Source organism: Acidovorax sp. GW460-11-11-14-LB4 (assembly GCF_059423685.1).
The window spans coordinates 61,955-83,462 of the sequence record NZ_JBWKYJ010000003.1; the positions used below are offsets into that span (position 1 = coordinate 61,955).

Genomic DNA, 21,508 nt, shown 5'->3' on the forward strand with positions numbered 1-21,508 from the left:
TGCGCCGGCGTCCGGTAGCGGATACCCAGGCACAAAAAAAGCCCGCATTGCGGGCTTTTTTTGTTCGGTGAAGCGTCGTGAATTACTTGGCCGCTTCAGGCTTGGCAGCGTCGGCTTTTTTCTCTGCCGTTGCCTTGGTCTTCTTGGCCTTCGCCTTCTTCTCTGCCTTCTTTTCTGCAGGGGCCGACGCGGTGGCGGTTGGCGTTACTGCGGGCTTGGCTTCGGCTTTGGCCGCAGGGGTGGCGGGCGTGGCTGGAGTCGCTGGGGTGGCAGGCATGGCCGATGTGGCAGGGGTCGCAGGCGCCGCGGCCTTCGCGGGGGTTGCTGGCGTTGCGGGGGCCGCAGGGGCTTGGGCAAACGATGCGGTCACAAAGAAACCGGCGAGCAGGGCAGCGAGGAGCTTGTTCATGAGAAATCCTTTCAGATCGGATGACCGCCCGACACAGCGTCGGACTTAGCTATGCAACGGCGCTCGGAGGCGTTGCGATGACAGGTTACGAAGTCATTGGCAACAAGGCGTTACCGCGCCCCAGACCGCGCCCTTTCAGCACTGGCTCCTTGGTCAAGCGCTCGCGTGCCCATTCGACAAAGGCGCGCACTTTCGCCGGGGCCCGCCGGCCTGCGGGGTACACGATGTGCACGGGCACGGGGGGCAGTTCGTGGTCGGCCAGCACGATGCGCAAGCGCCCTGCGCGCAGGCCGGCTGCGGCCTGGTAGGCAAGGCAGCGGGTCAGGCCGATGCCTGCCTCTGCGGCGGCAATGTCCACCTCGTTGCTGTTGCTGATCCAGGTGAATTGCGGCTGGCCGGTGGCGCCATCGCGAAACTTCCAGGGCGCTGGCGTGCGTGCATCAAAGGCGAAGCCGATGGCCCGGTGGCTGCTCAGGTCGGCCGGGTGGCGTGGCTTGCCGTGTTGCGCCAGGTAGGCGGGAGACGCTACCACCAGGCGGCGCAGCGCACCCACTTGCACGGCAGTGAGGCCGGAGTCAGGCAGGTGCGCGATGCGGATGGCCACGTCCATGCCTTCGTCGAGCAAGTGCACCAGGCGATTGACGAACAGCGTGCGCACCTGCACGCGCGGCTGGGCCTGCAAAAAGCCCTGCACGATGGGGGCCACATGCTGGATGCCGAACATCTGCGGTGCCGTGATGGACAGCAGCCCCTGGGCCTCGGCCTGTGCACCGCTGGCGGCCTGCTCGGCCTCGTGCAGGTCGTTCAAGAGGGGACGGCAGTCGTGCAAGAAGCGCTCGCCCGCCTCGGTCAAGCGCACCATGCGCGTGCTGCGCTGGAACAGCAGCACACCCAGCCGCGCCTCCAGCGCCGCAATGGCGCGCGTGACGGCCGTGGCCGAGTAGCCCAGCCGCCGCCCCGCCACGGCAAAGCCGCCAGCGTCCGCCACGGCCACAAAACAGCGCAGGGTGTCGAGATAGTCCATGCAACCCATTATTGCGGATTCTGCAATTATGAAAAGCGGTGATTGGTTATTCACATCGCAGATTGCAATAGATATCGTCGAGCCATCTTTTCACCCACCCACGACGAGGCTTCACCATGTTCCCCACCACCCCGCTCCAGCTGTACCGCATGCCCATCTCGGGCCATTGCCATCGCGTGGAGCTGATGCTGTCCCTGCTCGGCTTGCCCTATGAACTGATTGACGTGGATCTGCTGCGCGGCGAACACCAGCGCGCGGAGTTTCTGGCACTCAACCCGCTGGGCCAGGTGCCCGTGCTGGTGGACGCGTGCCAGGTGCTGAGCGACAGCAATGGCATCCTGGTGTATCTGGTGCAGCGCTACGCCCTCGGCAGTGCCTGGCTGCCACAAGACGCCGTGGGGCAGGCGCAGCTGCAGCGCTGGTTCAGCCTGGCGGCGGGCTTTCTGGCGCCGGGCATTGGGGGGCCGCGCTTTGCGACGTTGACGGGCCGTGCCGTGAACGAGGTGGCGCAGGCCACCGGCAAGCGCCTGCTCGCCTTCATGGAGGACGAACTGCAGGGGCGGGCCTGGTTGCTCGGGGGCTCAGCGCCCAGCCTGGCCGATGTGGCCATGGTCAGCTACACCTCGCAGGCCCACCTGGCGGGGCTGTCGCTGGATGCTTACCCGCGCATTGCGGCCTGGGTGGCGCGCATGCAGGCCTTGCCGGGCTATCCGGTGCTGGCCGACCAGCTGCCCGCTGCCGAGCAGGTGGCGGCATGACAGCCACCGTGCCCGCTGCACCGGTTGTGGTACCGGTGCCGCCCGAGGCATTCCACCCCGGCGAGCAGGCCTTGCAGGCGCGCGTGGGCGTGCGCGAGCGCATGGCGGCCGTGGGTGCGATGGTGCTGCGCGACCACATGCCCGACCAGCACCGCGAGCTGTTTGAAAAGCTGCCCACCTTGCTGCTGGGGACGTTGGATGAACAAGGCCAGCCGTGGGCCACGATGCTTGCCGGACCGCCCGGGTTTGTGCACACCCCCGATGCGCAGCGCATGCAGATCGCGACCGCGCCGGATTCCAAGGACCCGGTGCTCGCACACCTGGCGCCAGGTGCGGCCGTGGGCGTGCTGGGGCTGGAGCCGCACACGCGGCGGCGCAACCGCATGAACGGGCGGGTGGCAGCGTTTGGCGATACCGGCCTGGGCGTGCAGGTGGTGCAGAGCTTTGGCAACTGCCCCAAATACATCCAGGCGCGGCAGCCTGGCCTGCGTGCTGCGCGGGTCGCTCCGGGCCCGGTGCAGTGGCTGGGGGCCGGATTGGACGCCGACGCCATCGCGCGCGTGCAGCGTGCCGACACCCTGTTCATTGCCAGTGCCTCGGCGCCACGCCCTGGTGCCGGGCACAGCGAAGGCGTGGATGTATCGCACCGGGGCGGTGAGCCGGGCTTTGTACAGGTGTCGCACACGGCGGCCGGCGTGGTGCTGAGCCTGCCGGACTACCCTGGCAACCAGTTCTTCAACACCCTGGGCAACCTTGCGCTGCACCCGCTGGCAGGCCTGCTGGTGGTGGACTATGAAGAGGGCGGCTTGCTGCACATTGCCGCGCAGGCCGAGGTGCTGTGGGACCGCGCTGCGCGTGCTGCCTGGCCCGGCGCACAGCGTGTGCTGCGGCTCACGGTGCTGCGCGCACTGTGGCGGCCGCAGGTGCTGCCGTGGCGCTGGACACCGCCGGTGTCGGCCCCTCAGTTCCGGGTGATGCGCGAGGCAGCGCTGGACTGAGTGGGCCACCATCAGCGGGCCGCGCACGGGGTGTTGTTGTCCCCGCGATGCGCCTGCGCGGCACGGTGGCCTCGGCCTCCACCATCTTGGCGCTGCGCTCCTGTGCTGTCTGCGCCAGCTCGGTGATGAGCGCGGCCTCGGGCAGGTTGTGCCAGTAGCGCGTGGGCATCTCCTTCTTCATCATGGCCAGCTTGAGCCGCGCGGGGTTGAAGATGTGGCGGTAGTAGGTGAGCCACAGCGCCTCGCCCGCATCGGGCGGTGGCGCGTCGCTGCGCTGCGCGCCGGGGCCGGTGTGCAGCTGCTGGCCGTCCCAGCGCACGCTGGCGTCGGGGGTGAGGATGGCCCAGCGCATCTGTGTGAAGCGGCGGATGAAGAAGCCCGCGTTGGCCACGGTGATGTAGTGGTCGGGCTCGAACCAGGCCATGTGCAGGGTCTGGCTGTCGGGTTCCACCACGGGCCGGAAGCGCACAAAGGCGTGCATCTTGTGGATGTCCCGCCGCACGCTGCGTACCATGTGGTGGGCCTGCTGGCGGTCGGCGTCCAGCGGGTCGTGCCGCGCGGCGTCGGCCTCTGCGCCGCCTTGGGCCATGCGCCACAGCAGGCGGTACATCAGCGCGAAGCGGGCGGGGTCGCGGTGCAGGATGAGCTGCTCGCACAGGTGCACAAAGTCGGGCGGAACGCGCAGCGTGGGTGCATCGGGGGCTGGCGGTGGCAGGGCGTTGTGGCTGGCGGCCTCTGGAGCAAACAGGTCTTCAGCGGCATCGGCCTGGCAGCGCCAGTCCACGGCTTGCGGGGGCACATTGGCTTGCACCAGGGCGCGTGCGGCGGTGCGAAAGCCTTGCCAGTCGGTGGGATGGTCCAGCGTGATGGTGTGGCGCTGCATGCGTCAAAACAAACTGCGTTGCGCGGGCGGCGGCGCCAGTTGGACTGCCAAATCAGCAGCCTCCAAAGCACGGCCAGGGCGGTAGTCTGCCGCTTCCACAAACGGCAGCACTTTCTTGAGCGGCACATGCAGCCTCGCCAGGTCTGCATGCCGCAGGCGGCGCACGCGGCGGGCGGCCAGCAGGCGGTCCACCGTCTGCACGCCAAAGCCGGGCACGCGCAGCAGCAGCTCGCGCGGGGCGGTGTTGAGGTTGACCGGAAAACGCTCGCGGTGCGCCAGCGCCCACGCCAGCTTGGGGTCCACATCCAGCGCCAGCATGCCCACTTGAGAGTGCGGCACGATTTCGTCGTGCGTGAAACCGTAAAAGCGCATCAGCCAGTCGGCCTGGTACAGCCGGTGCTCGCGCACCGTGGGCGGCGCGGCCAGCGGCAGGGCGCGGGCGGCGTCGGGGATGGGGCTGAAGGCCGAGTAGTACACGCGCCGCAGCCGGTGCACGCCATACAGCCGCGCGCTGGTGGCGAGGATGGTGCGGTCGTTGGTGGCATCGGCCCCCACGATCATTTGCGTGCTTTGCCCGCCGGGCGCGAAGTGCGGCACGCTGGCGCGGCGTGTGGTGCGCGACTGCGGCATTGAGACGATGGCCTGCGCGGCTTGCTCCTTGCGGGCCGCGCGCGATTCGCTAATGTGCACCGCCATGCGGGCCATGGACCGGTCGATGGCGGCGCTGTTTTTCTCGGGCGCCAGGGCGGTGAGGCTCTCGGCCGTGGGCAGCTCGATGTTGATGGACAGGCGGTCGGCATAGCGGCCAGCGCGCTGCATCAGCTCGGGCGATGCGTCGGGAATGGTTTTCAAGTGGATGTAGCCGCGAAAGTCGTGCTCTTCGCGCAGCACGCGGGCCACCTCCACCACCTGCTCCATCGTGTAGTCGGGGCTCTGGATGATGCCGCTGGACAGGAACAGCCCTTCGATGCAATTGCGGCGGTAGAAATCGAGCGTGAGCTGCACCACCTCATCCACCGAGAAGCGCGCGCGGGGCACGTTGCTGGTCACGCGGTTCACGCAGTACAGGCAGTCGTACTGGCAGAAGTTGGTGAGCAGAATCTTCAGCAGCGAGATGCAGCGCCCGTCCGGCGCGTAGCTGTGGCAGATGCCCATGCCTTCGGTAGAGCCCATGCCCCGCCCGCCCACCGAGTTCCGCGGCGCAGCACCGCTCGATGCACACGAGGCGTCGTACTTGGCGGCGTCGGCCAGGATGGCGAGTTTGGACTGTAAATTCACTGGATGAATTTACAGTATTTTGATTGTCTGACGCCAGCCTGGGGTCAAGCGATAGCGGCAATATGCTCCTGATTTAATAGCTGCAAACTTATGAAAATCATGCGCTTGCAGCCAAAATCAGCTGAAAATTGCTGGATTACACCGTTTCGAGGGCCATCACCGCCGTGGCCGTGTTCGAAATGGGGATGTGATAGTTGCTGTGCACCCGCCGCACTCCCGCACTCGCAGTGGCCAGGGCGCCCCGCATGGCCAGCCACATCAGCAGCTCCACGCCCTGGGTGCCGGTCTTTTCCACCAGCTCGTGCACGCTGAACTGCGTGGCCCATTCGGGGTTGGTGGTCAGGCTCTCGATGAACTGCAGGTCAAACGCCTTGTTGATGAAGCCCGCGCGCTCGCCGTCGAGCTGGTGGCTGAGCCCGCCCGAGGCGATCACCGCCACCTTCATGTTGCTGTCCCAGCTGCTGATCGCCTGGCCCACTGCCTTGCCCAGCGCGTAGCAGCGCCTGGCCGATGGCAGCGGGAACTGCACGGTGTTGATGCACACCGGCACCACCGTCACGGGGCAATCGCCCTCGGGCCAGAAGAGCTTGAGCGGCAGCGTGCAGGCGTGGTCCACCAGCATCTCCTGGCAGGTGGTCACGTCAAACTCCTGCTCGACCAGCGTGTTGATGAGGTGCCACGACAAGTCCACCTCGCCCGGGAAGGGCGGCAGCGTGGGGATGCCCCAGCCTTCGTCGGCGTTGTTGTATTGCGCCGCCGCACCCACGGCAAAGGTGGGCATCTTGTCGAGGAAGAAGTTCAGACCGTGGTCGTTGTAGAACATCACCACCACGTCGGGCTGCTTCTCGCCCAGCCACTGGCGGATTGGGGGAAAGCCGTCGAAGAAGGGCTTCCAGTAAGGCTCGTTTTGCAGACCCTTGTGGATGGCGTTGCCAATGGCTGGGATGTGCGAGGTGCCGAGGCCGCCGATGAGTTGTGCCATGTGGTGTCTCCTTATTGGCCTGCTGCGACCAGCATGGCCTTGAATTCGTCTTTGGTCATGCCCGTCTGCTGTGCGCCGATGTCCTGCATGTCCAGCTTGAAGATGCCCGCGAACTTGGCCAGGTAGTAGGCGTTGCCGCCCGCAGCAATCAGCTGCAGCACGTTCTTGGCGCGGATGGCGGCGGCCTGCTGTTCGTTCAGGCCGTATTGCTTCATGTACGCCTCTTCGTCGGCCAGAAAGGCCTTGCGGTTGGCCTCGTCGTTGAACGAAAAGCACATCTTGTTCAGCGCATAGCCCTTGCGGGCCTGGTCGCCATCGAACGGCGTGGTGCCGGGGATCGGGGGCAGTTTGGAAGGCATGGAAGTCTCCGGGGCTTGATGTAAGTCAGCCCGCAGTGTCGCGACGGCATTGCCAAAGATGAAGGGGCCCAAGATCATCGAATGCATGAGCAAATTCGATGGATCACAGCTGGACGGGCACCTGCTGAAGCTGCTGCTGGCGGTGCTGGAGACGGGCAGCATCACGGCGGCGGCCGAGCGCCTGGGCGTCACCCAGTCGGCGGTGAGCCACTTGCTCGACAAGCTGCGCGCCATCACCGGCGACCCGTTGTTTGTGAAGCGCGGGCGCGGCATCGTACCTACCGCGCGCGCCGAGGCCCTGGCCCAGCCCGCGCGCGACATGCTGCACCAGATGCAGTTGTTTGCCCAAGGGGCCGACTTTGACCCGCGCGCTTGGCAGACCGAGCTGACCATCGCCGCCAATGACTTCCAGCGCGATTTGCTGCTGCCCGCGCTGGCCGCGCGCCTGCGCAGCGCTGCACCGGGCGTCACGCTGCGCATCGTGCCCAGCGGCGCGCCCAGCGCCGAACTGCTGCGGTCTGACGCGTGCCAACTGGTCATCAGCCCCCGCCCGCCCGAGGGCACCGACATCGTGCAGAAGCGTCTGTTTGAAGACCAATACCGCGTGTTCTATGACCCGGCCGCGCGCAGAGCTCCGGCCTCAGAGGCGGAGTACCTGGCGGCGGACCACGCCACGGTGGCTTACGAGGCGCACCGGGGGCTGGAACTGGACCAGCAACTGGAAGCACGTGGCGTGCGCCGCCGCCTGGTGGTGCGCGTGCCGGGCTTTGCCGCGCTGCCCGCGTTTGTGCGGGGCACCTCGCTGCTCACTACAGCGCCGTCGCTGATGGGGCGCACCGCGTTGGCCGCGCTGGCGGGTGTGCCGGTGCCCGTGGCCTGCCCTAGCCTGCCCATGTACCTGATCTGGCATGTGCGCTATCAGCAGGACGCCGCGCACCGCTGGCTTCGGGCGCAACTGCAGGACGTGCTTGCGGCGGTGTTGCCGCCGGGCAGTGGCGCACCGGCGTCTGCGTCAGTCGCGCTGCCGTGACAGCGCTTGCCGTAGCCGCCGCGCCGCCCGTTCCCGCAACGAAGGCGCGGGGCGCAGCACCGGCCGTGGGTGGGCCTTGGCCTGTTCGCACGCCGCCAGAAAGTCATTCAGGATGGCCGTGTCGTCCAGCGTGTCTGAACCCTGCTTGTGGAACTCCGGGTGCCATTGCGTGGCGGCGATGTAGCCGCGCCCCGGCGCGGGCTTGAGGCGAATCGCCTCGGGCACGCCGTCGGGCTCGCTCAGGGCCTCGACCACAAACTCGGGCGCCACTCGCTTGATGCCCTGGTGGTGAATGCTGTTGACCCGCGCGCGTGGCATGTTGGGGTACAGCTTGGCCAGGTGCGAGTCGGGCAGGATGTGGATGTCGTGAAAGTGCTGGTCGTAGGTGCTGGCGTTGCGGTGCTTCTGCGCACCGGGGTGCTGGGTCTCGATGTCCTGGTACAGCGCGCCGCCAAAGGCCACGTTGATGAGCTGCAGGCCCCGGCACACGCCAAAGATGGGCTTGCCCACCTGGGCAAAGGCTTTCACCACGGCCAGGTCGTACAGGTCGCGCACGCGGTCGCCCACCCACTCTTCGCGCAGGGGCTCCTCGCCATAGTTGCCCGGCCACACGTCGGCGCCACCGTGCATCACGATGCCGTCGAGCCACTCGGCATAGTGGTCCAGCGTCACGTCGCCGCGTGCCGTCTCGCCCGTGGGGCAGGGCACCATCACCACCATGGCACCGGCCGACATCAGCCAGTGGGCGATGGACTGCTCGACATACTGCAGCGTCTTGCCCGTGAACAGCGGGCGTGCAGGGTCGGCGTGTTGAAAGCAGGCGGACAGGCCAATCTTGAGGCGGGGGGCAGCAGGCATGGGGGAAAGCTCCGGGCAGCGCTTGTGCGCGTGATTCCTGCAGTTGTAGCACCGCACCCCCTGTGGCGTCTGTAGGAAAGGGCCGTGCGGAGCGGCGCGTCGCCTGCATGGGTTGGTGGAGCGCGCAAAGCGCCACAACCTGCAACGAAATGTGGCTTTCTTCATGAAATGTGTCCGCATGTCGACGGGACGCGGGCGAAATCTGGGGGGCTGATCGCCATAATTTCGGCTCACCCGGTGCCAGGGAGGGGCGCCCGGTGGCGCGATGCACGCCTTCCCCGAAAGCAGAAAAAATGTCCCATCCAAAATTCCGTTTGTCCGCCCTGGCTGCGCTGGTGGCCGCGACAGCTGCCGCCTGTCCGCTGGTGGCACAGGCCACCGTGCCCGCCGGTGCGGCGGCAGAGATCATCAGCCTGCAAGGCACAGGTGACCAGCGTGCCGCCTCCGCAGCCGACTGGGGCCCTGCCCGACTGGCCCAGGCCCTGGCCCAGGGCGACTTTGTGCGCACGCGCCAGGCCGCCAAGATGGCGCTGCTGTTCGCGGACGACACCCAGCTGCGACTGCACCAGAACACGGTGCTGCAGGTCAAGGGCGTGGCCACCCCGGCACAGCCCGTGACCACCTTGCTGCTCAACGCTGGCCGTGCGTGGACGCAGACCAAACGTGCCGACGGCAGCCGCCTGAACCTGGAGACACCGGCCGCGACGGCTGCGATCCGTGGCACCGATTGGGACATCAGTGTGGAGGACGATGGCCGCACGCTGATCACCGTGCTGTCGGGCACGGTGGAGTTTTCCAACGCGCAGGGCTCGGTGTCGGTGGGCGCCAACGAAGCGGCGCTGGCCGAAGTGGGCAAGGCCCCGGTCAAGCTGGTGCTGAGCCAGCCGCGAGACCGCATCCAGTGGGTCAACGCGCTGCGTGCCGACCCGGTGCCCCACCTGTCGGCCGAGCCCGTGCCTGCAGCGCTGGCGCCCGTGCGGGATGCCCTGGCGGCACGCGACCTCGGGGCGGCCCGTGCCGCGCTGGCGCAGGCGCGCACTACCGCAGCGCCTGTATGGGTGGATGTGTTTGATGCGGCTGTGGCCCTGCAGGCGGGCGACCTGCTGGCCGCACGCGGGTCGCTGACGCGGCAGGTGGCTGCGGTGGACGCCGCGCCGCTGCCCGCGTGGCTCATGCAGTCCGACGTGCAGCTGATGGAGGGGGAAGGGGCTGCAGCGGCCGGTACGCTGCGCACGGCGCTCCAGCGCTGGCCCGCCCACCCGGCGCTGGTGGCGCAACTGGCGCGCGTGCAGATCCTGAGCGACCGGGTGGACGAAGCGGCTGCCACCCTGGCCCCCGCGCAAGGCACGGCCCACGCCGACCTGGCGCTGGTGCGCGCCGAGCTGGCCCGGCGCCGGGGCGATGCGCCTGGCACGCTGGCCGCCTATGCCGAGGCCCAGACTTTGGCGCCAGGCGATGCACGCGCCTGGCAAGGCCTGGGCAGTGCGCATGCCGAGCGCGAAGACCCGCGCCCCGCCCGCGAGAACCTGCGTCGCGCGTTGCAGCTGTCGCCGCAATCGCCCGGTGCCTGGGGCGAGCTGGGCACGCTGGAAACCTTTGTGAACCAGTTCACCGAAGCGGGTCAGGCGTTTGCCACCGCGCTGGGTGACAACCCGGCAGACTACGTCGCGCTCACCGGCCAGGGGCTGCTGCACCTCAAGCAAGGGCAGCCGGATGCCGCGCTGGATGCGTTCTTGCGGGCGGGCGTGATGGAGCCGCGCTATGCCCGCGCCAAGACCTGGACTGCCGTGGCCTACTACCAGCTGGGCCGCCATCAGGATGCGCTGACCACCTTGCAGCAGGCGACCGTACTGGACGACAAGGACCCTGTGCCCTACATGCTGCTGGCGCAGATCCACACCGATCTGTTCCAGCCCGGCGAAGCGGTGGAGGCTGCGCGCGCCGCCGTGGGGCGCATGCCATATCTCAAGTCGCTCAACCAGGTGGCCAACGACCAGAAGGGCAGTGCGAACCTGGGGTCATCGCTGGCGTTCTTTGGCATGGAAGACTGGGCGCTGGAGATGGCGCAGCAGAGCTTCTACCCCTACTGGGGCGGCAGCCACCTGTTCATGGCAGACCGCTATGCGGGCGAATTCAACAAGAACTCGGCGCTGTTCCAGGGCTTTCTGACCGACCCCATGGCGTTTGGGGGCAGCCAGCGTTATTCGCCGCTGCTGCAGCAGCCCGGCAGCCACGGATCGGTGGGTGTGACGCTGGACCGCGAGTTCTACCGGATGCGTGCGCCAGCGGTCACGCTCAATGGCCTGGACAACAGCCATGTGCCGGTGTCGTGGTTCTTCAAGGCGCAGACGGCGGATGTGAGTGCCTATCCGTTCGACCTGCAGGTCAACCGCCTTCCTGCCATGCGTGCGGGCGAGGGAGACCTGCGTGCCCATGCCATCACCGCTGGGGTGGGCATGCAGCCCACCGAGCGCATCAACCTGTTTGCCTACGCCAATCAGTTCAGCATGCGCCTGCGCGGCCAGAACGCGCAGGAGACGGCCCTGGACGATACCGTCACCCAGGGCGCCCTGGGCATGGCCTACCGGTGGGGGCCGACGGAGCAAACCTGGATCAAGCTGGGCCGCAGCGTGGACAACTTGCAATTGCTGCGCTACCCCACGGCCTACATCGAGCCACCGTTCCTGACCGTCATGGGCGTGAGCAGTGCCCCGCGCAAGGACTTCAGCGACATTCAGCTGCGCCACACCGTGGACACCACCCCCGGCAGCCGCTGGAGCGTGACGCTGGAGCATGTGCGCGAGCGCCAGAACAACCTGCTGGCGGGCGAGGCCGCCGTGGTGGCTGACATCCCAGGCGTGGGCCTGTACCGCGACTACCTCGTCCTGGCAGGCTACAACCGCATTGACCGTCGTTACACCGGCCTCACCTTGGCCACCACGCAACGCCTGGACCCGGCGCTGAGCCTGGACGCAGCCCTGGGGCTGCAGCAAATCCGCCACCGCGTGGACGGCCTCACGCAGAGCTACCTGGTGGGGCTGGATGCCCTGAGCGAAGACCAGGCCCGCCGCGCGGACACCGAGCGCGTGGTCACGCCGCGCCTGGGGGCGGTGTGGCAGCCTGCTGCGGGCACCACGCTGCGCGTGGCCTATCAGGACTGGCTGCGGCCTCTCAGCGTCTCCACCCTTGCCAGCGTGGAGACCGCAGGCATCCCTGTCGAGGACCGGCTGGTGGAAGCCGGTGGCCGCCACAAACGCACGGTGGCGCAGCTGGGCATGGAGGTGGGCGCCAACACGTTTGTGGGCCTGCGGGCCGACCATCTGCGGGTGAACAACCCCGGCACCGTGGGAGTGGATTTGCGCACCCCCAGCCTGCCGTTCCTCGAAGAAATGCGCAACGCGCAGCTGGTCAACCTGTCCACCAGTGACCTGCTGGAGGACACGCCGAGTTTTGAGCGCGGCACGCTGCAGACCTTGGGTGGCACGGTCAACCACATGTTCAGCCGCCGCTGGTCGGGCTACGCCAAGTACCTGTACCAGCACAGTGAAAGCCGCATGCTCGACGGCGGTGCCGAGGTGGTGGGGCGCATTCCCTACATTCCGCGCCACACCGTCGCGCTGGGCGCCACCTGGGCCAGCGCGCAGCGCCTGTACCTGAGCGCGCGCGCGGTGTACCGGTCCGAGCGGTTTGAGGACAAGGAGAACCTCACGCGCCGTGCGCAGGGCTGGGGCGTGGACCTGATGGGCTTCTGGGAAACGCAGGACAAACGCTGGGTGGTGGGCGTTGCGGCCATGAACCTGTGGGCGCCCAAGTCCGACCGGCAAAAGACCCGCTATGTCCTGGATGCGCGCTATCGCTTCTGATCGGGCGGCGGTGCCGCACGCCCGGCAGCGCCAGCGGTGGCTCTCGCTGGCGGCGGGGGTGCTGGCGCTGCTGCTGGTGGGGGCCGCCACGCTCAGCCGCACCTGGCATGCGCTGGAGTTCAAGACCTTTGACGTGCTGACGGCGCTGGCGGCCCCCCACCGCACGACCGTGCCGGTGGTGATTCTTGCGATCGACGAGCCGACGTTTCAGGATCTGCAGCAGACCTGGCCGTTTCCGCGCAGCGTGCATGCGGCCCTGCTGGAGCGGCTGCGCGCAGACGGCGCCCTGGCCGTGGGGCTGGACATTGTTTTTGCCGACCCCACCACCGAGGCCGAAGACGCCGCTCTGGACCGCACGATGGCCCAGGTGGGGCAGGGCTTGCCCGTGGTGCTGGCCTCCACCCGCGAGAAGATCGACAGCGCCAATGCCGCGCTGTGGATGGACATCCAGCCGCTGCAGCGGTTTCTGGACGCTGGCGCTGATGCGGGCGATGCCGGGGTCGAGCCGGACGACGACTTCGTGGTGCGCCGCGCCCCCGTCGCGCGCGAAGGCTTTGCGCTACGGCTGGCCCAGCGCGTGACAGAGGCGCGCGGCCAGACCCCGGCGCTGCACCATTTCGACTGGATCGGCTACCGGGGCCCGCGCGGCACGTTTGACACGCGCTCGTACTACCAGGCGCTGGAGCCGGGGCTGCTGCCTGCAGGTTTCTTCAAGGGCAAGATCGTGCTGGTGGGGCGCTCGGCGCGCACCGCCACCGAGCTGGCGCACTCGCAGGCCGACCTGTTCAACTCGCCGTTTGGCACGGCGGGCGGTGAGCGGCTTTTCCCGGGGGTGGAGCTGCAGGCCACGCTGCTGGACAACTACCTCACCGGCGGCGGGCTGCGCAGCGTGTCGGACGTGTGGACCCTGGTGATCACCGTGCTGCTGCTGCCGGTGCTTTTGGGGGCGAGCCGGCGGCTGCACCCGGCGGGCGCGGCGGCGCTGACGGCGGCGCTGGTGGTGGCCATGGGAGCCGTGTCGTGGGGGCTGTTTGCCGGCCCGCGCCTGTGGTGGCCACCGCTGTTGCCTGCGGCGGCGGCAGTCGCCATTTATGGAGCGGCTGCGCTGGTGGGCTATGCCGTGGTGCGCCAGCGCGCGCGCCAGACGCGGGCGATGTTTGCGCAGTACGTGCCGCCTGCCGTGGTCTCGCGCCTCATTGCGCAGCCCGAGCTGATGCGCCTGGGTGGCGAGGCGCGCGAGGTCACGCTCATGTTCACCGACCTGGCCAACTTCACCACGCTGTCCGAGCAGCTCAGTGCCGAGCAAACGGTGGAGGTGCTCACCGGCTACTTCAACGCCATGACGCCGATCGTGCACGCCACGGGCGGCACCGTGGACAAGTTCATTGGCGACGCGGTGATGGCCTTCTGGGGCGCGCCGCTGGACGACCCGCGGCATGCCGAACACGCCGTGGCCGCCGCCATCGCCATGCAGCAGGCCATGCAGGCGCTGGTGGCCGACCTGCGCGCGCGCGGACTGCCGCCCATCCACATGCGGATCGGGCTGCACACGGGGCGTGTGGTGGTGGGCAATGTGGGCTCCGACCAGCGCTTTTCGTACACGGCGATTGGCGATGCGGTGAACCTGGCGGCACGGCTGGAGGGCGCCAACAAAGCCTTTGGCACCGGCATCCTGCTGTCGGCCGCCACGGCAGCGCAGCTGCCGCCCACGATGGCGTTGCGCGCGCTGGACGATGTGATCGTCAAGGGCAAGACCGAGCCCGTGCGCGTGTTCACGCCCTGCGACGACGCCACGGTGCGCGATGCCAGCAGCGCAGCGCTGGCCGCCTTCCATGCGCGCGACTGGACCGGCGCCGAGGCGCAATTGGCGCAGGTGCTGGAGCGGCTGCCCGGCGACCCGGCCGCCACCCGCCTGCTGGAGCGCGTGGCCGAGGCGCGAGCGTTGCCCACCGAGGCCCCCTGGCAACCCGCCGTGGCGCTGGACAAGCTGTAAACATCCTTTGACATGTGTTTACCGGGGATATGGATGCCGGTGCCATGATGGGGACTTCGCAACTTCATCAGGAAGGACCCTCTCCATGCAAGTACAAGTCAACACCGACGACCACATCCACGGCGGCGATTCGCTGGCGCGCTGGATCACAGACGAGTGCAAGAGCCGGCTGTCCCGCTTTCAGGATCATGTGACGCGGCTGGAGGTGTTCCTCACCGATCTGGATGCGGGCAAGTCCGGTGCCAATGACAAGCGCTGCCGCATCGAAGCGCGCGTCACGGGCCGCCAGCCCATCACCGTGACTGATGAGGCCGACAAGATGGCCAACGCCTTCATCGGCGCGGCCGACAAACTGGCCCGCGCCCTCGACACTGACCTGGGCCGTGTGAAGGGCCGCAATGGCCGTGACACCATCCGTGTGGCCGCCGACGAACGGGATTGAAGTGAATTCGAGGTGAAATAGGCTTCTAGCGCATGATTTTCATGTGCTGGTAGCTATCAATTCAGGAGTAATGAAAAAGGCGCTGCAGCCCGAAGGTTGCAGCGCCTTTTTGTTGGGGTCGCCTACAGGTCGAGCACCAGCAGCTTGCTGCGCGCGCGGGAGCAGCAGGGCATGAACTGCTCGTTGGCCGCCTTTTCTTCGTCGGTCAGGTACATGTCGCGGTGGTCCACCTCGCCCTCCAGCACGCGCGTGAGGCAGGTGCCACACACGCCTTGTTCGCACGATGTCAGGATGTCGATGCCCTCCTTGCGCAGCGCTTCCACCACCGACACATCGGGCGCAATCGGGTAGACCTTGCCCGTGCTGGCAATGCGCACCTCAAACCCCTGGTCGCCCGAGGTGTCCTGCGCCGGGGCGCCAAAGTATTCCAGGTGGATGTGGTCCTGCGCCCAGCCCAGGGCCTTGGCGGTGGTCACCACATGGTCGATGAAGCCTGCCGGGCCACACACGTACAGACGCTTGTCGGGGCCGGGGGTCGCCAGCACGGCGGCGGTGTCTAGCTTCTGCTCGAGGGCGCCTGCATCGAAGTGAAAGTGGGCGTGGGGCGCAATGGCCGATGCGGCAATTTCAGCAGCAAACGCCGTGCGTTCGGCAGAGCGGGTGCAGTAGTGCAGCGCAAAGTCAGCGCCCGTGCGCGCCAGCCGGTCGGCCATGCACAGCAATGGCGTCACACCAATGCCGCCCGCCAGCAGCAGCGTGCGCTGTGCAGGGTGCAGCGCAAAGTGGTTGCGCGGCGTGCTGATGGTGATCACGTCGCCCTCGTGCACGCTGTCGTGCATGGCGACCGAGCCGCCGCGCGATGCCGGGTCACGCAACACGGCGATGCGGTAGCGGTGCGACTCGTGCGAGGCATTGCACAGCGAGTACTGCCGCGTCAGCCCGCCCGGCAGGTGCACATCGATGTGCGAGCCCGCGCTGAACGGCGGCAGTGCGGCGCCGTCCAGCCGCGCCAGCTCATAGCTGGCGATGCCCTCGGCTTCGGCCTGCTTCTTGACGACGCGGACCTGCAGGGTCTCCTGCGCGGTCATGCGGCCACCGCCTGTGCTGCGGCAGGTGCGCGTTCTGCCGCCAGCAGGCGGTCCAGAATCTTGCGCGACTGCACGCCACCCGCATCGATGTTGAGCATGAGCAGCTTGCGATCGGGGTAACGCAGCAGGTTCTCCTGCTGCAGCTCCAGCATCTGCTGGTCCTCCGCAAAGATTTTGCCCTGGCCGTCGCGGATCTGGGTGGTGAGCGACGGGTCTTGCGGTTTGAAGTTGCGCGCCATGCCCCAGAAGTAGTGGATCGAGGTTTCGGTCTCGGGCGTGATGAAGTCCACCACGATGCTCGATGCCTTCTTGTCGGCCGGGGCGTTGTAGCCGCCGTTGCCGGCCAGGGCCACGCCCACCTCGATCAGCACATGGCTGGGGGGCGTGAAGTGGCAGATCTGCCAGCGGTCCACCAGCTGGTCGTCGGGCAGGCCGTTCATGCGCAGCGCCATCTTCCAGAATGGGGGGGCTTCAATGCCTTCCATGAAGCGGCTGGTGATCACCTCGTCGCCCTCCACGCGGGTCTTGCAGGGCACCTCGTCGATTTCCTTCTGGCCGATGCTGGTGGAGTGCACATAGGTCTCGTGCGTCAGGTCCATCAGGTTGTCGATCATCAGGCGGTAGTCGCAGGCGATGTGGTACAGCCCGCCGCCGTAAGCCCATTCAGGGTTGTTGGCCCAGGGCAGGTGATGGATGGTGGCGGGGTCGGCCTTGTCGGCGTCGCCGGGCCACACCCAGATGAAGCCATAGCGCTCCACCACCGGAAAGCTGCGCGCCTTGGGGAACCCCTGCACGCGCTGGCCGGGCATGGACACCGACTTGCCCGTGCATTCCACCCGCAGGCCGTGGTAGCCGCACTGCAGGTGGCCTTCGCACACCGTGCCCAGCGACAGCGGGGCGCCCCGGTGGGGGCAGAAGTCGTCCAGCGCGGCGACCTGGTCGGGCGCGGGTCGGTAGAACACGATCTTCTCGCCGCAGATGGTGCGGCCCAGGGGCTTGTCCGCGATCTCGTCGGGCGTGCAGGCTACGTACCAGGCGTTCTTGGGATACATGGTTGTCTCTCTCCGTGGGTGGATGGTGTCGTTGCAGGCTTGGTATACAGCCCGCTCGCAGATCGCAGGCTAGGTGGGGCGATTGTGCGAAAAAGGCGAGTTTATGTATACATAGTAAAGGCGTAAAGCAGCTATTGCACTCTGGCATATCTTCTAACTTGTTGTTTTGTAATGTGTTGGGGTGTTTTTGAGTGGATGTTGTTTTGGTTTGTGTATACATTGCGCTGACTGATTCTCTCCCCTCGCTGGTCGTATCGCTCCCTATCGCCATGAACCCTCCCGAACCCCTGACCATTGCTTTACCGGCCGAGGCCGCCGAGGCCGGTACCTCGCAGGCCGTCAAGGCGCAATTGCGCCTGCGCGAGATGATCCTGGCGGGCGAGCTGCCCGGCGGCGCCCGCATTGCCGAGCTGACCCTCGTCGAGAAGCTGGGGGTGTCGCGCACACCCATTCGCGCCGCGCTGATGCGGCTGGAGCAGGAGGGCCTGCTGCACCGACTGCCCGGTGGCGGCTACGCCGTGCGCACGTTCTCTGAAACCGATGTGGCCGACGCCATTGAACTGCGCGGCACCATGGAAGGGTTGGCCGCGCGCCTGGCGGCCGAGCGGGGCGTGGCCCCCGCCCTGCTGGCCGAGGCCCATGCCTGCCTGGACGCCATCGACAGTGCCCTGGCCCCGCCCACGCTGGATGACGAAGGTTTTTCGCGCTATGTGGAGCTGAATGCACGGTTTCACCTGCTGCTCAGCCGCATGGTGGGCAGTGATGTGGTGGCGCGGGAGCTGGACCGCGTCAAGGGCCTGCCGTTTGCGTCGCCCTCTGCGTTTGTGGTGGTGCAGACGCATTCGGCCCAGGCGCGCGACATGCTGGTGGTGGCGCAAGACCAGCACCGCCAGGCGCTCGATGCCATCGAGCGGCGCGAGGGTGCACGGGCCGAGGCCATCCTGCGCGAGCACTCGCGCATCACCCGGCGCAACCTGCTGGCGGCGGTGCAGGCGTCGCAGGTGCAGGGCTTGCCCGGTGTACAGCTGATCCGCGAGCGGGCATAACGGCCGGTGCAGGCGTCCGGGACTCCTTGAGTTATTGCATTTGGCGATACCTGAATGCTTGAATTTGCGCTTGTGAAATAACCCAGCCCACGCCAAACTCCCGCCAGCATTTTCTGTATACAACGACTTTCCACAGGAGACAACGATGCAAAAACGCCACCTTCTTCGTGCCTCGGCTGCCGCCGCCATCGCGCTGTCCACCGGCCTGACCGTGTTGCCCGCCGTGGCGCAGGACAACGTGTTCAAGATCGGCCTGGTTCTGCCCATGACCGGCCAGCAAGCCACCACCGGCCGGCAGATCGAAGCCGCGGCGCGCCTGTACATGGCCCAGAACGGCGACATGGTGGGTGGCAAGAAGGTGCAGCTCATCATCAAGGACGACACCAGTCTTCCTGATGTGACCCGCCGCCTGGCCCAGGAGCTGGTCGTCAACGAAAAGGTCAACGTGCTCGCCGGCATGGGCATCACGCCCTCGGCCATGGCCACCGCCCCGCTGGCCACGCAGTCCAAGACCCCCCTGGTGGTGATGGCTGCCGCCACGTCCAGCATCACCGAGGCCTCGCCCTATGTGGTGCGTACCAGCTTCACGCTGCCGCAAGTGTCGGTGGCCCTGGCCGACTGGGCACCCAAGAACGGCATCAAGAAGGTCGTGACCCTGGTGAGCGACTACGGCCCCGGCATCGACGCCGAAAAGTTCTTCAACCAGCGCCTCACGTTCAACGGCGGCCAGGTGACCGAAGCCCTGCGCGTGCCGCTGCGCAACCCCGACTTCGCTCCCTTCCTGCAGAAGGTGCGCGACGCCAAGCCCGACGCGCTGTTTGTCTTTGTGCCCTCGGGCGCGGGCGCTGCGGTGATGAAGCAGTTCCTGGAGCGCGGCATGGACAAGGCCGGCATCAAGCTCATCGGCACCGGCGACGTGACGGACGACGATCAACTCAACGACATGGGCGACGGCGCGCTGGGCGTGGTCACCTCGCACCACTACTCGGCTGCGCACCCCTCGCCCATGAACAAGAAGTTCGTGGAAGCCTTCGAGAAGGCCAACAAGGGCCTGCGTCCCAACTTCATGGCCGTGGGTGGCTATGACGGCATGCGCGTGATCTATGAAGCGCTCAAGACCACCAAGGGTGCCGGCGGCGGTGACGCCCTGCTGGCCGCCATGAAGGGCCAGATCTTCGAAAGCCCGCGCGGCAAGGTGTTCATCGATGCGCAGACCCGCGACATCGTGCAGGACGTGTACCTGCGCAAGGTGGAGCGCGTGAACGGCCAGCTGTACAACGTGGAATTTGACGTGATCAAGGACGTCAAGGACCCCGGCAAGACGAAATAAGAAGCCCCCCTGAGCCGCTGCGCGGCTTCCCCCCAGGGGGACGCCGCCAGTGCGGCGGGGCGGCCCTTGCACGGCGGCACTGGCCTGAGCCGCGCCAGTTTTTGAGGCCGGGGCTTTATCTTGATCCGTTCGGGCTGAGCTTGTTGACGCCGGGGCGCGCACGTTGAGCGATCAGCCTTGGTGATTCGTCGCACTTCCACAGCCCTGAGCACTGTGGGCCTTTTTTGTCTTCAATGAAGTGATTTCATGCTGACCATTCTTTTCGACGGCGTTGCCTACGGCATGCTGCTGTTCATCCTGGCAGTGGGCCTGGCCGTGACCATGGGGCTGATGAACTTCATCAACCTCGCGCACGGGGCCTTTGCCATGGCGGGGGGCTACATCACCGTGCTGCTCATGCAGCGGCTGGATGTGCCCTTCCTCGTCTGCCTGCCCATCGCCTTTGTCGGTACGGCCTTGCTGGGCGGCGTGCTGGAGCGCACGCTGTACCGCCCGCTGTACCACAAGGCCCACCTGGACCAGGTGCTGTTCTCCATTGGCCTGGTGTTCATGGCCGTGGCCAGCGTGGACTACTTTGTGGGCTCCACGCAGCAGATCATGCAGCTGCCTGAATGGCTCAAGGGCCGTACCGAGATCGGCAGCGGTGCCCTCATGCTGGGCATGGGGCACTACCGCCTGTTCATCATCGCGGTGTGCGCTGCGCTCACCGTGGGCCTTCAGTATGTGCTCACCAAAACCCGCTTCGGCAGCCGCCTGCGCGCCAGTGTGGACGACCAGCGCGTGGCCGCTGGCATGGGCATCAACGTGAACATCGTGTTTTTGTCCACCTTCGCTTTTGGCTCTGGCCTGGCGGGCCTGGGCGGTGCGCTGGGCGCGGAGGTGCTGGGTCTCGACCCGAGCTTCCCGCTCAAGTTCATGATCTACTTTTTGATCGTGGTGGCGGTGGGCGGCACCTCGTCCATCACCGGCCCGCTGCTGGCCGCACTGCTGCTCGGCATTGCCGACGTGGCAGGCAAGTACTACATCCCCAAGCTGGGCGCCTTCATTGTGTACAGCCTAATGATCCTGATCCTCATCTGGCGCCCCCAGGGCCTCTTTGTGCGCAAGGGGGGCAAGTGATGTCGAACCTGCAAAACACCTTGCTGCAGGCCCGGCGCTTTCGCTGGTGGGAGCCCGTGCTGTGGCTGCTGGCCTTTGCCGCTCCGCTGGCGCTGCCGAGCCATGCGCTCATCATCAACGAGATCGCCATCGTGGCGCTGTTCGCGATTTCGCTGGACCTCATCCTGGGCTACACCGGCATCGTCTCGCTGGGCCATGCGGCATTCTTCGGGCTGGGCGGCTACGCGGCCGCGCTGTTTGCCAAGCATGTGATGCCCGACCCGCTGGTGGGCCTGGCCGTGGGCATTGGCGCGGCCACCGTGCTGGGCGCCGTGGCGTCGCTCACCATCATGCGCGGCACCGATCTCACCCGCCTCATGGTCACGCTGGGCGTGGGACTGGTGATGCTGGAGTTGGCCAACAAGCTCGACTGGCTGACCGGTGGCGCCGACGGCCTGCAGGGCGTGATGATGGGGCCGGTGCTTGGCCAGTTCGAGTTTGACCTGTATGGCCGCACGGCCGCGTGGTATTCGCTCACCGTGCTGCTGGTGTTCTTCCTCATCGCGCGCCGCATCGTGCAGTCGCCTTTTGGTGCCACGCTCAAGGCCATCCGCGACAACCGGCTGCGCGCCATGGCCATCGGTATCCCGGTGACGGCCAAGCTGGCGCAGGTGTACACGCTGGCCGCTGCGCTGGCCGGTGCCGCGGGCGCACTGCTCACGCAGACCACAGGCTTTGCCTCGCTAGACCTGTTCGAGTTCCACCGCTCGGCCGACGTGATGCTGATCCTGGTGATCGGCGGCGTGGGCTGGCTGTACGGCGGCATCCTCGGCGCCATTGGCTTCAAGCTGCTGCAGGACGTGATCTCGTCCATCACACCGCAGTACTGGACCTTCTGGGTGGGCTTGTTCCTGGTGGTGCTGGTACTGGTCGGGCGCGACCGTTTGTTCCGCCCCTGGACCTGGTTTGGCGCCGGTCGCAAGGCCGGGGCTGCCTCCAAAGCGGGAAGCCATTGAT

At 67.1% G+C, this 21,508-nt stretch carries 19 protein-coding genes; 10 read left to right on the forward strand and 9 right to left on the reverse strand.

Annotation, left to right across the window (positions count from 1 at the left end; all coding sequences use genetic code 11):
- Positions 1-82: 82 nt before the first annotated feature.
- Both AC07X4_RS02685 and AC07X4_RS02690 read right to left on the reverse strand, forming a co-directional pair.
- The gene (locus AC07X4_RS02685) at positions 83-409 is read right to left on the reverse strand and encodes a hypothetical protein (RefSeq protein ID WP_494739149.1); all 327 of its coding nucleotides are present in this window, start codon (positions 407-409) and stop codon (positions 83-85) included.
- Positions 410-494: 85 nt separating this feature from the next.
- Positions 495-1,433, reverse strand: coding sequence for a LysR family transcriptional regulator (locus tag AC07X4_RS02690; protein ID WP_494739150.1), 939 nt, complete (start codon positions 1,431-1,433; stop codon positions 495-497).
- A 116-nt stretch (positions 1,434-1,549) separates the two neighbouring features.
- Here AC07X4_RS02690 and AC07X4_RS02695 point away from each other — a divergent pair, with 116 nt between their 5' ends.
- Together AC07X4_RS02695 and AC07X4_RS02700 are read left to right on the forward strand one after the other, a co-directional pair.
- Positions 1,550-2,191, forward strand: a complete 642-nt coding sequence (locus AC07X4_RS02695; RefSeq protein ID WP_494739151.1) for a glutathione S-transferase family protein — start codon at positions 1,550-1,552, stop codon at positions 2,189-2,191.
- Entirely contained in the window at positions 2,188-3,189 is a 1,002-nt protein-coding gene (locus AC07X4_RS02700) for a pyridoxamine 5'-phosphate oxidase family protein (protein WP_494739152.1), read from the forward strand. The genes AC07X4_RS02695 and AC07X4_RS02700 overlap by 4 nt, the downstream gene beginning before the upstream one ends.
- Here AC07X4_RS02700 and AC07X4_RS02705 read toward each other — a convergent pair.
- The 4 genes from AC07X4_RS02705 to AC07X4_RS02720 form a co-directional block, all read right to left on the reverse strand.
- On the reverse strand, positions 3,083-4,072 hold the full coding sequence (locus AC07X4_RS02705) for a TIGR03915 family putative DNA repair protein (RefSeq protein WP_494739153.1): 990 nt from the start codon (positions 4,070-4,072) through the stop codon (positions 3,083-3,085). The two genes, AC07X4_RS02700 and AC07X4_RS02705, sit on opposite strands and share 107 nt — an antisense overlap.
- Before the next feature lie 3 nt (positions 4,073-4,075).
- On the reverse strand, positions 4,076-5,350 hold the full coding sequence (locus AC07X4_RS02710) for a putative DNA modification/repair radical SAM protein (RefSeq protein ID WP_494739154.1): 1,275 nt from the start codon (positions 5,348-5,350) through the stop codon (positions 4,076-4,078).
- A 136-nt stretch (positions 5,351-5,486) separates the two neighbouring features.
- Positions 5,487-6,332 (reverse strand): class III extradiol dioxygenase family protein, encoded by an 846-nt coding sequence (locus AC07X4_RS02715; protein ID WP_494739155.1) that lies wholly within the window; start codon positions 6,330-6,332, stop codon positions 5,487-5,489.
- Between the two features lie 11 nt (positions 6,333-6,343).
- Positions 6,344-6,691, reverse strand: coding sequence for a protocatechuate 4,5-dioxygenase subunit alpha (locus AC07X4_RS02720; protein WP_142149905.1), 348 nt, complete (start codon positions 6,689-6,691; stop codon positions 6,344-6,346).
- A 76-nt stretch (positions 6,692-6,767) separates the two neighbouring features.
- On the opposite strand from AC07X4_RS02720, the gene AC07X4_RS02725 reads away from it, so the two are divergent.
- Complete coding sequence (locus AC07X4_RS02725) at positions 6,768-7,721, forward strand: LysR family transcriptional regulator (protein ID WP_494739197.1); 954 nt, start codon at positions 6,768-6,770, stop codon at positions 7,719-7,721.
- On the opposite strand, the gene AC07X4_RS02730 is transcribed toward AC07X4_RS02725, so the two are convergent.
- Positions 7,704-8,579 carry a gamma-glutamyl-gamma-aminobutyrate hydrolase family protein gene (locus tag AC07X4_RS02730; RefSeq protein ID WP_494739156.1) on the reverse strand — a complete coding sequence of 292 codons (876 nt, stop codon included), beginning with the start codon at positions 8,577-8,579 and terminating at the stop codon, positions 7,704-7,706. The two genes, AC07X4_RS02725 and AC07X4_RS02730, sit on opposite strands and share 18 nt — an antisense overlap.
- Positions 8,580-8,872: 293 nt before the next feature.
- Here AC07X4_RS02730 and AC07X4_RS02735 point away from each other — a divergent pair, with 293 nt between their 5' ends.
- The 3 genes from AC07X4_RS02735 to AC07X4_RS02745 all read left to right on the forward strand — a co-directional run bounded on the left by AC07X4_RS02735 (position 8,873) and on the right by AC07X4_RS02745 (position 14,877).
- The gene (locus AC07X4_RS02735; protein WP_494739157.1) at positions 8,873-12,442 is read left to right on the forward strand and encodes a tetratricopeptide repeat protein; all 3,570 of its coding nucleotides are present in this window, start codon (positions 8,873-8,875) and stop codon (positions 12,440-12,442) included.
- Entirely contained in the window at positions 12,414-14,435 is a 2,022-nt protein-coding gene (locus AC07X4_RS02740; protein WP_494739158.1) for a CHASE2 domain-containing protein, read from the forward strand. The genes AC07X4_RS02735 and AC07X4_RS02740 overlap by 29 nt, the downstream gene beginning before the upstream one ends.
- An 85-nt stretch (positions 14,436-14,520) precedes the next feature.
- Positions 14,521-14,877 (forward strand): HPF/RaiA family ribosome-associated protein, encoded by a 357-nt coding sequence (locus AC07X4_RS02745; RefSeq protein WP_494739159.1) that lies wholly within the window; start codon positions 14,521-14,523, stop codon positions 14,875-14,877.
- Between the two features lie 122 nt (positions 14,878-14,999).
- On the opposite strand, the gene AC07X4_RS02750 is transcribed toward AC07X4_RS02745, so the two are convergent.
- Positions 15,000-15,965 (reverse strand): PDR/VanB family oxidoreductase, encoded by a 966-nt coding sequence (locus AC07X4_RS02750; protein ID WP_494739160.1) that lies wholly within the window; start codon positions 15,963-15,965, stop codon positions 15,000-15,002.
- Entirely contained in the window at positions 15,962-17,017 is a 1,056-nt protein-coding gene (locus AC07X4_RS02755) for an aromatic ring-hydroxylating dioxygenase subunit alpha (RefSeq protein WP_436075900.1), read from the reverse strand. Before AC07X4_RS02755 ends, AC07X4_RS02750 begins: the two co-directional genes overlap by 4 nt.
- 269 nt (positions 17,018-17,286) lie before the next feature.
- On the opposite strand from AC07X4_RS02755, the gene AC07X4_RS02760 reads away from it, so the two are divergent.
- The 4 genes from AC07X4_RS02760 to AC07X4_RS02775 all read left to right on the forward strand — a co-directional run bounded on the left by AC07X4_RS02760 (position 17,287) and on the right by AC07X4_RS02775 (position 21,507).
- Entirely contained in the window at positions 17,287-18,063 is a 777-nt protein-coding gene (locus AC07X4_RS02760) for a GntR family transcriptional regulator (protein ID WP_056742974.1), read from the forward strand.
- Positions 18,064-18,208: 145 nt separating this feature from the next.
- Positions 18,209-19,393, forward strand: coding sequence for an ABC transporter substrate-binding protein (locus AC07X4_RS02765; protein ID WP_056067970.1), 1,185 nt, complete (start codon positions 18,209-18,211; stop codon positions 19,391-19,393).
- Positions 19,394-19,639: 246 nt separating this feature from the next.
- The gene (locus tag AC07X4_RS02770) at positions 19,640-20,512 is read left to right on the forward strand and encodes a branched-chain amino acid ABC transporter permease (RefSeq protein WP_060984885.1); all 873 of its coding nucleotides are present in this window, start codon (positions 19,640-19,642) and stop codon (positions 20,510-20,512) included.
- Positions 20,512-21,507: a branched-chain amino acid ABC transporter permease gene (locus AC07X4_RS02775; RefSeq protein WP_494739161.1), complete on the forward strand. Its 996-nt coding sequence runs from the start codon at positions 20,512-20,514 to the stop codon at positions 21,505-21,507. Before AC07X4_RS02770 ends, AC07X4_RS02775 begins: the two co-directional genes overlap by 1 nt.
- The last annotated feature ends 1 nt before the right edge of the window (position 21,508 follow it).

Bases quoted from the DNA above. Each gene is read 5' to 3' on its own strand.
- AC07X4_RS02685 (WP_494739149.1), bottom strand. From the start codon at position 409: ATGAACAAGCTCCTCGCTGCCCTGCTCGCCGGTTTCTTTGTGACCGCA.
- AC07X4_RS02690 (WP_494739150.1), bottom strand. From the start codon at position 1,433: ATGGACTATCTCGACACCCTGCGCTGTTTTGTGGCCGTGGCGGACGCT.
- AC07X4_RS02695 (WP_494739151.1), top strand. From the start codon at position 1,550: ATGTTCCCCACCACCCCGCTCCAGCTGTACCGCATGCCCATCTCGGGC.
- AC07X4_RS02700 (WP_494739152.1), top strand. From the start codon at position 2,188: ATGACAGCCACCGTGCCCGCTGCACCGGTTGTGGTACCGGTGCCGCCC.
- AC07X4_RS02705 (WP_494739153.1), bottom strand. From the start codon at position 4,072: ATGCAGCGCCACACCATCACGCTGGACCATCCCACCGACTGGCAAGGC.
- AC07X4_RS02715 (WP_494739155.1), bottom strand. From the start codon at position 6,332: ATGGCACAACTCATCGGCGGCCTCGGCACCTCGCACATCCCAGCCATT.
- AC07X4_RS02720 (WP_142149905.1), bottom strand. From the start codon at position 6,691: ATGCCTTCCAAACTGCCCCCGATCCCCGGCACCACGCCGTTCGATGGC.
- AC07X4_RS02730 (WP_494739156.1), bottom strand. From the start codon at position 8,579: ATGCCTGCTGCCCCCCGCCTCAAGATTGGCCTGTCCGCCTGCTTTCAA.
- AC07X4_RS02735 (WP_494739157.1), top strand. From the start codon at position 8,873: ATGTCCCATCCAAAATTCCGTTTGTCCGCCCTGGCTGCGCTGGTGGCC.
- AC07X4_RS02740 (WP_494739158.1), top strand. From the start codon at position 12,414: ATGTCCTGGATGCGCGCTATCGCTTCTGATCGGGCGGCGGTGCCGCAC.
- AC07X4_RS02745 (WP_494739159.1), top strand. From the start codon at position 14,521: ATGCAAGTACAAGTCAACACCGACGACCACATCCACGGCGGCGATTCG.
- AC07X4_RS02750 (WP_494739160.1), bottom strand. From the start codon at position 15,965: ATGACCGCGCAGGAGACCCTGCAGGTCCGCGTCGTCAAGAAGCAGGCC.
- AC07X4_RS02755 (WP_436075900.1), bottom strand. From the start codon at position 17,017: ATGTATCCCAAGAACGCCTGGTACGTAGCCTGCACGCCCGACGAGATC.
- AC07X4_RS02760 (WP_056742974.1), top strand. From the start codon at position 17,287: ATGAACCCTCCCGAACCCCTGACCATTGCTTTACCGGCCGAGGCCGCC.
- AC07X4_RS02765 (WP_056067970.1), top strand. From the start codon at position 18,209: ATGCAAAAACGCCACCTTCTTCGTGCCTCGGCTGCCGCCGCCATCGCG.
- AC07X4_RS02770 (WP_060984885.1), top strand. From the start codon at position 19,640: ATGCTGACCATTCTTTTCGACGGCGTTGCCTACGGCATGCTGCTGTTC.
- AC07X4_RS02775 (WP_494739161.1), top strand. From the start codon at position 20,512: ATGTCGAACCTGCAAAACACCTTGCTGCAGGCCCGGCGCTTTCGCTGG.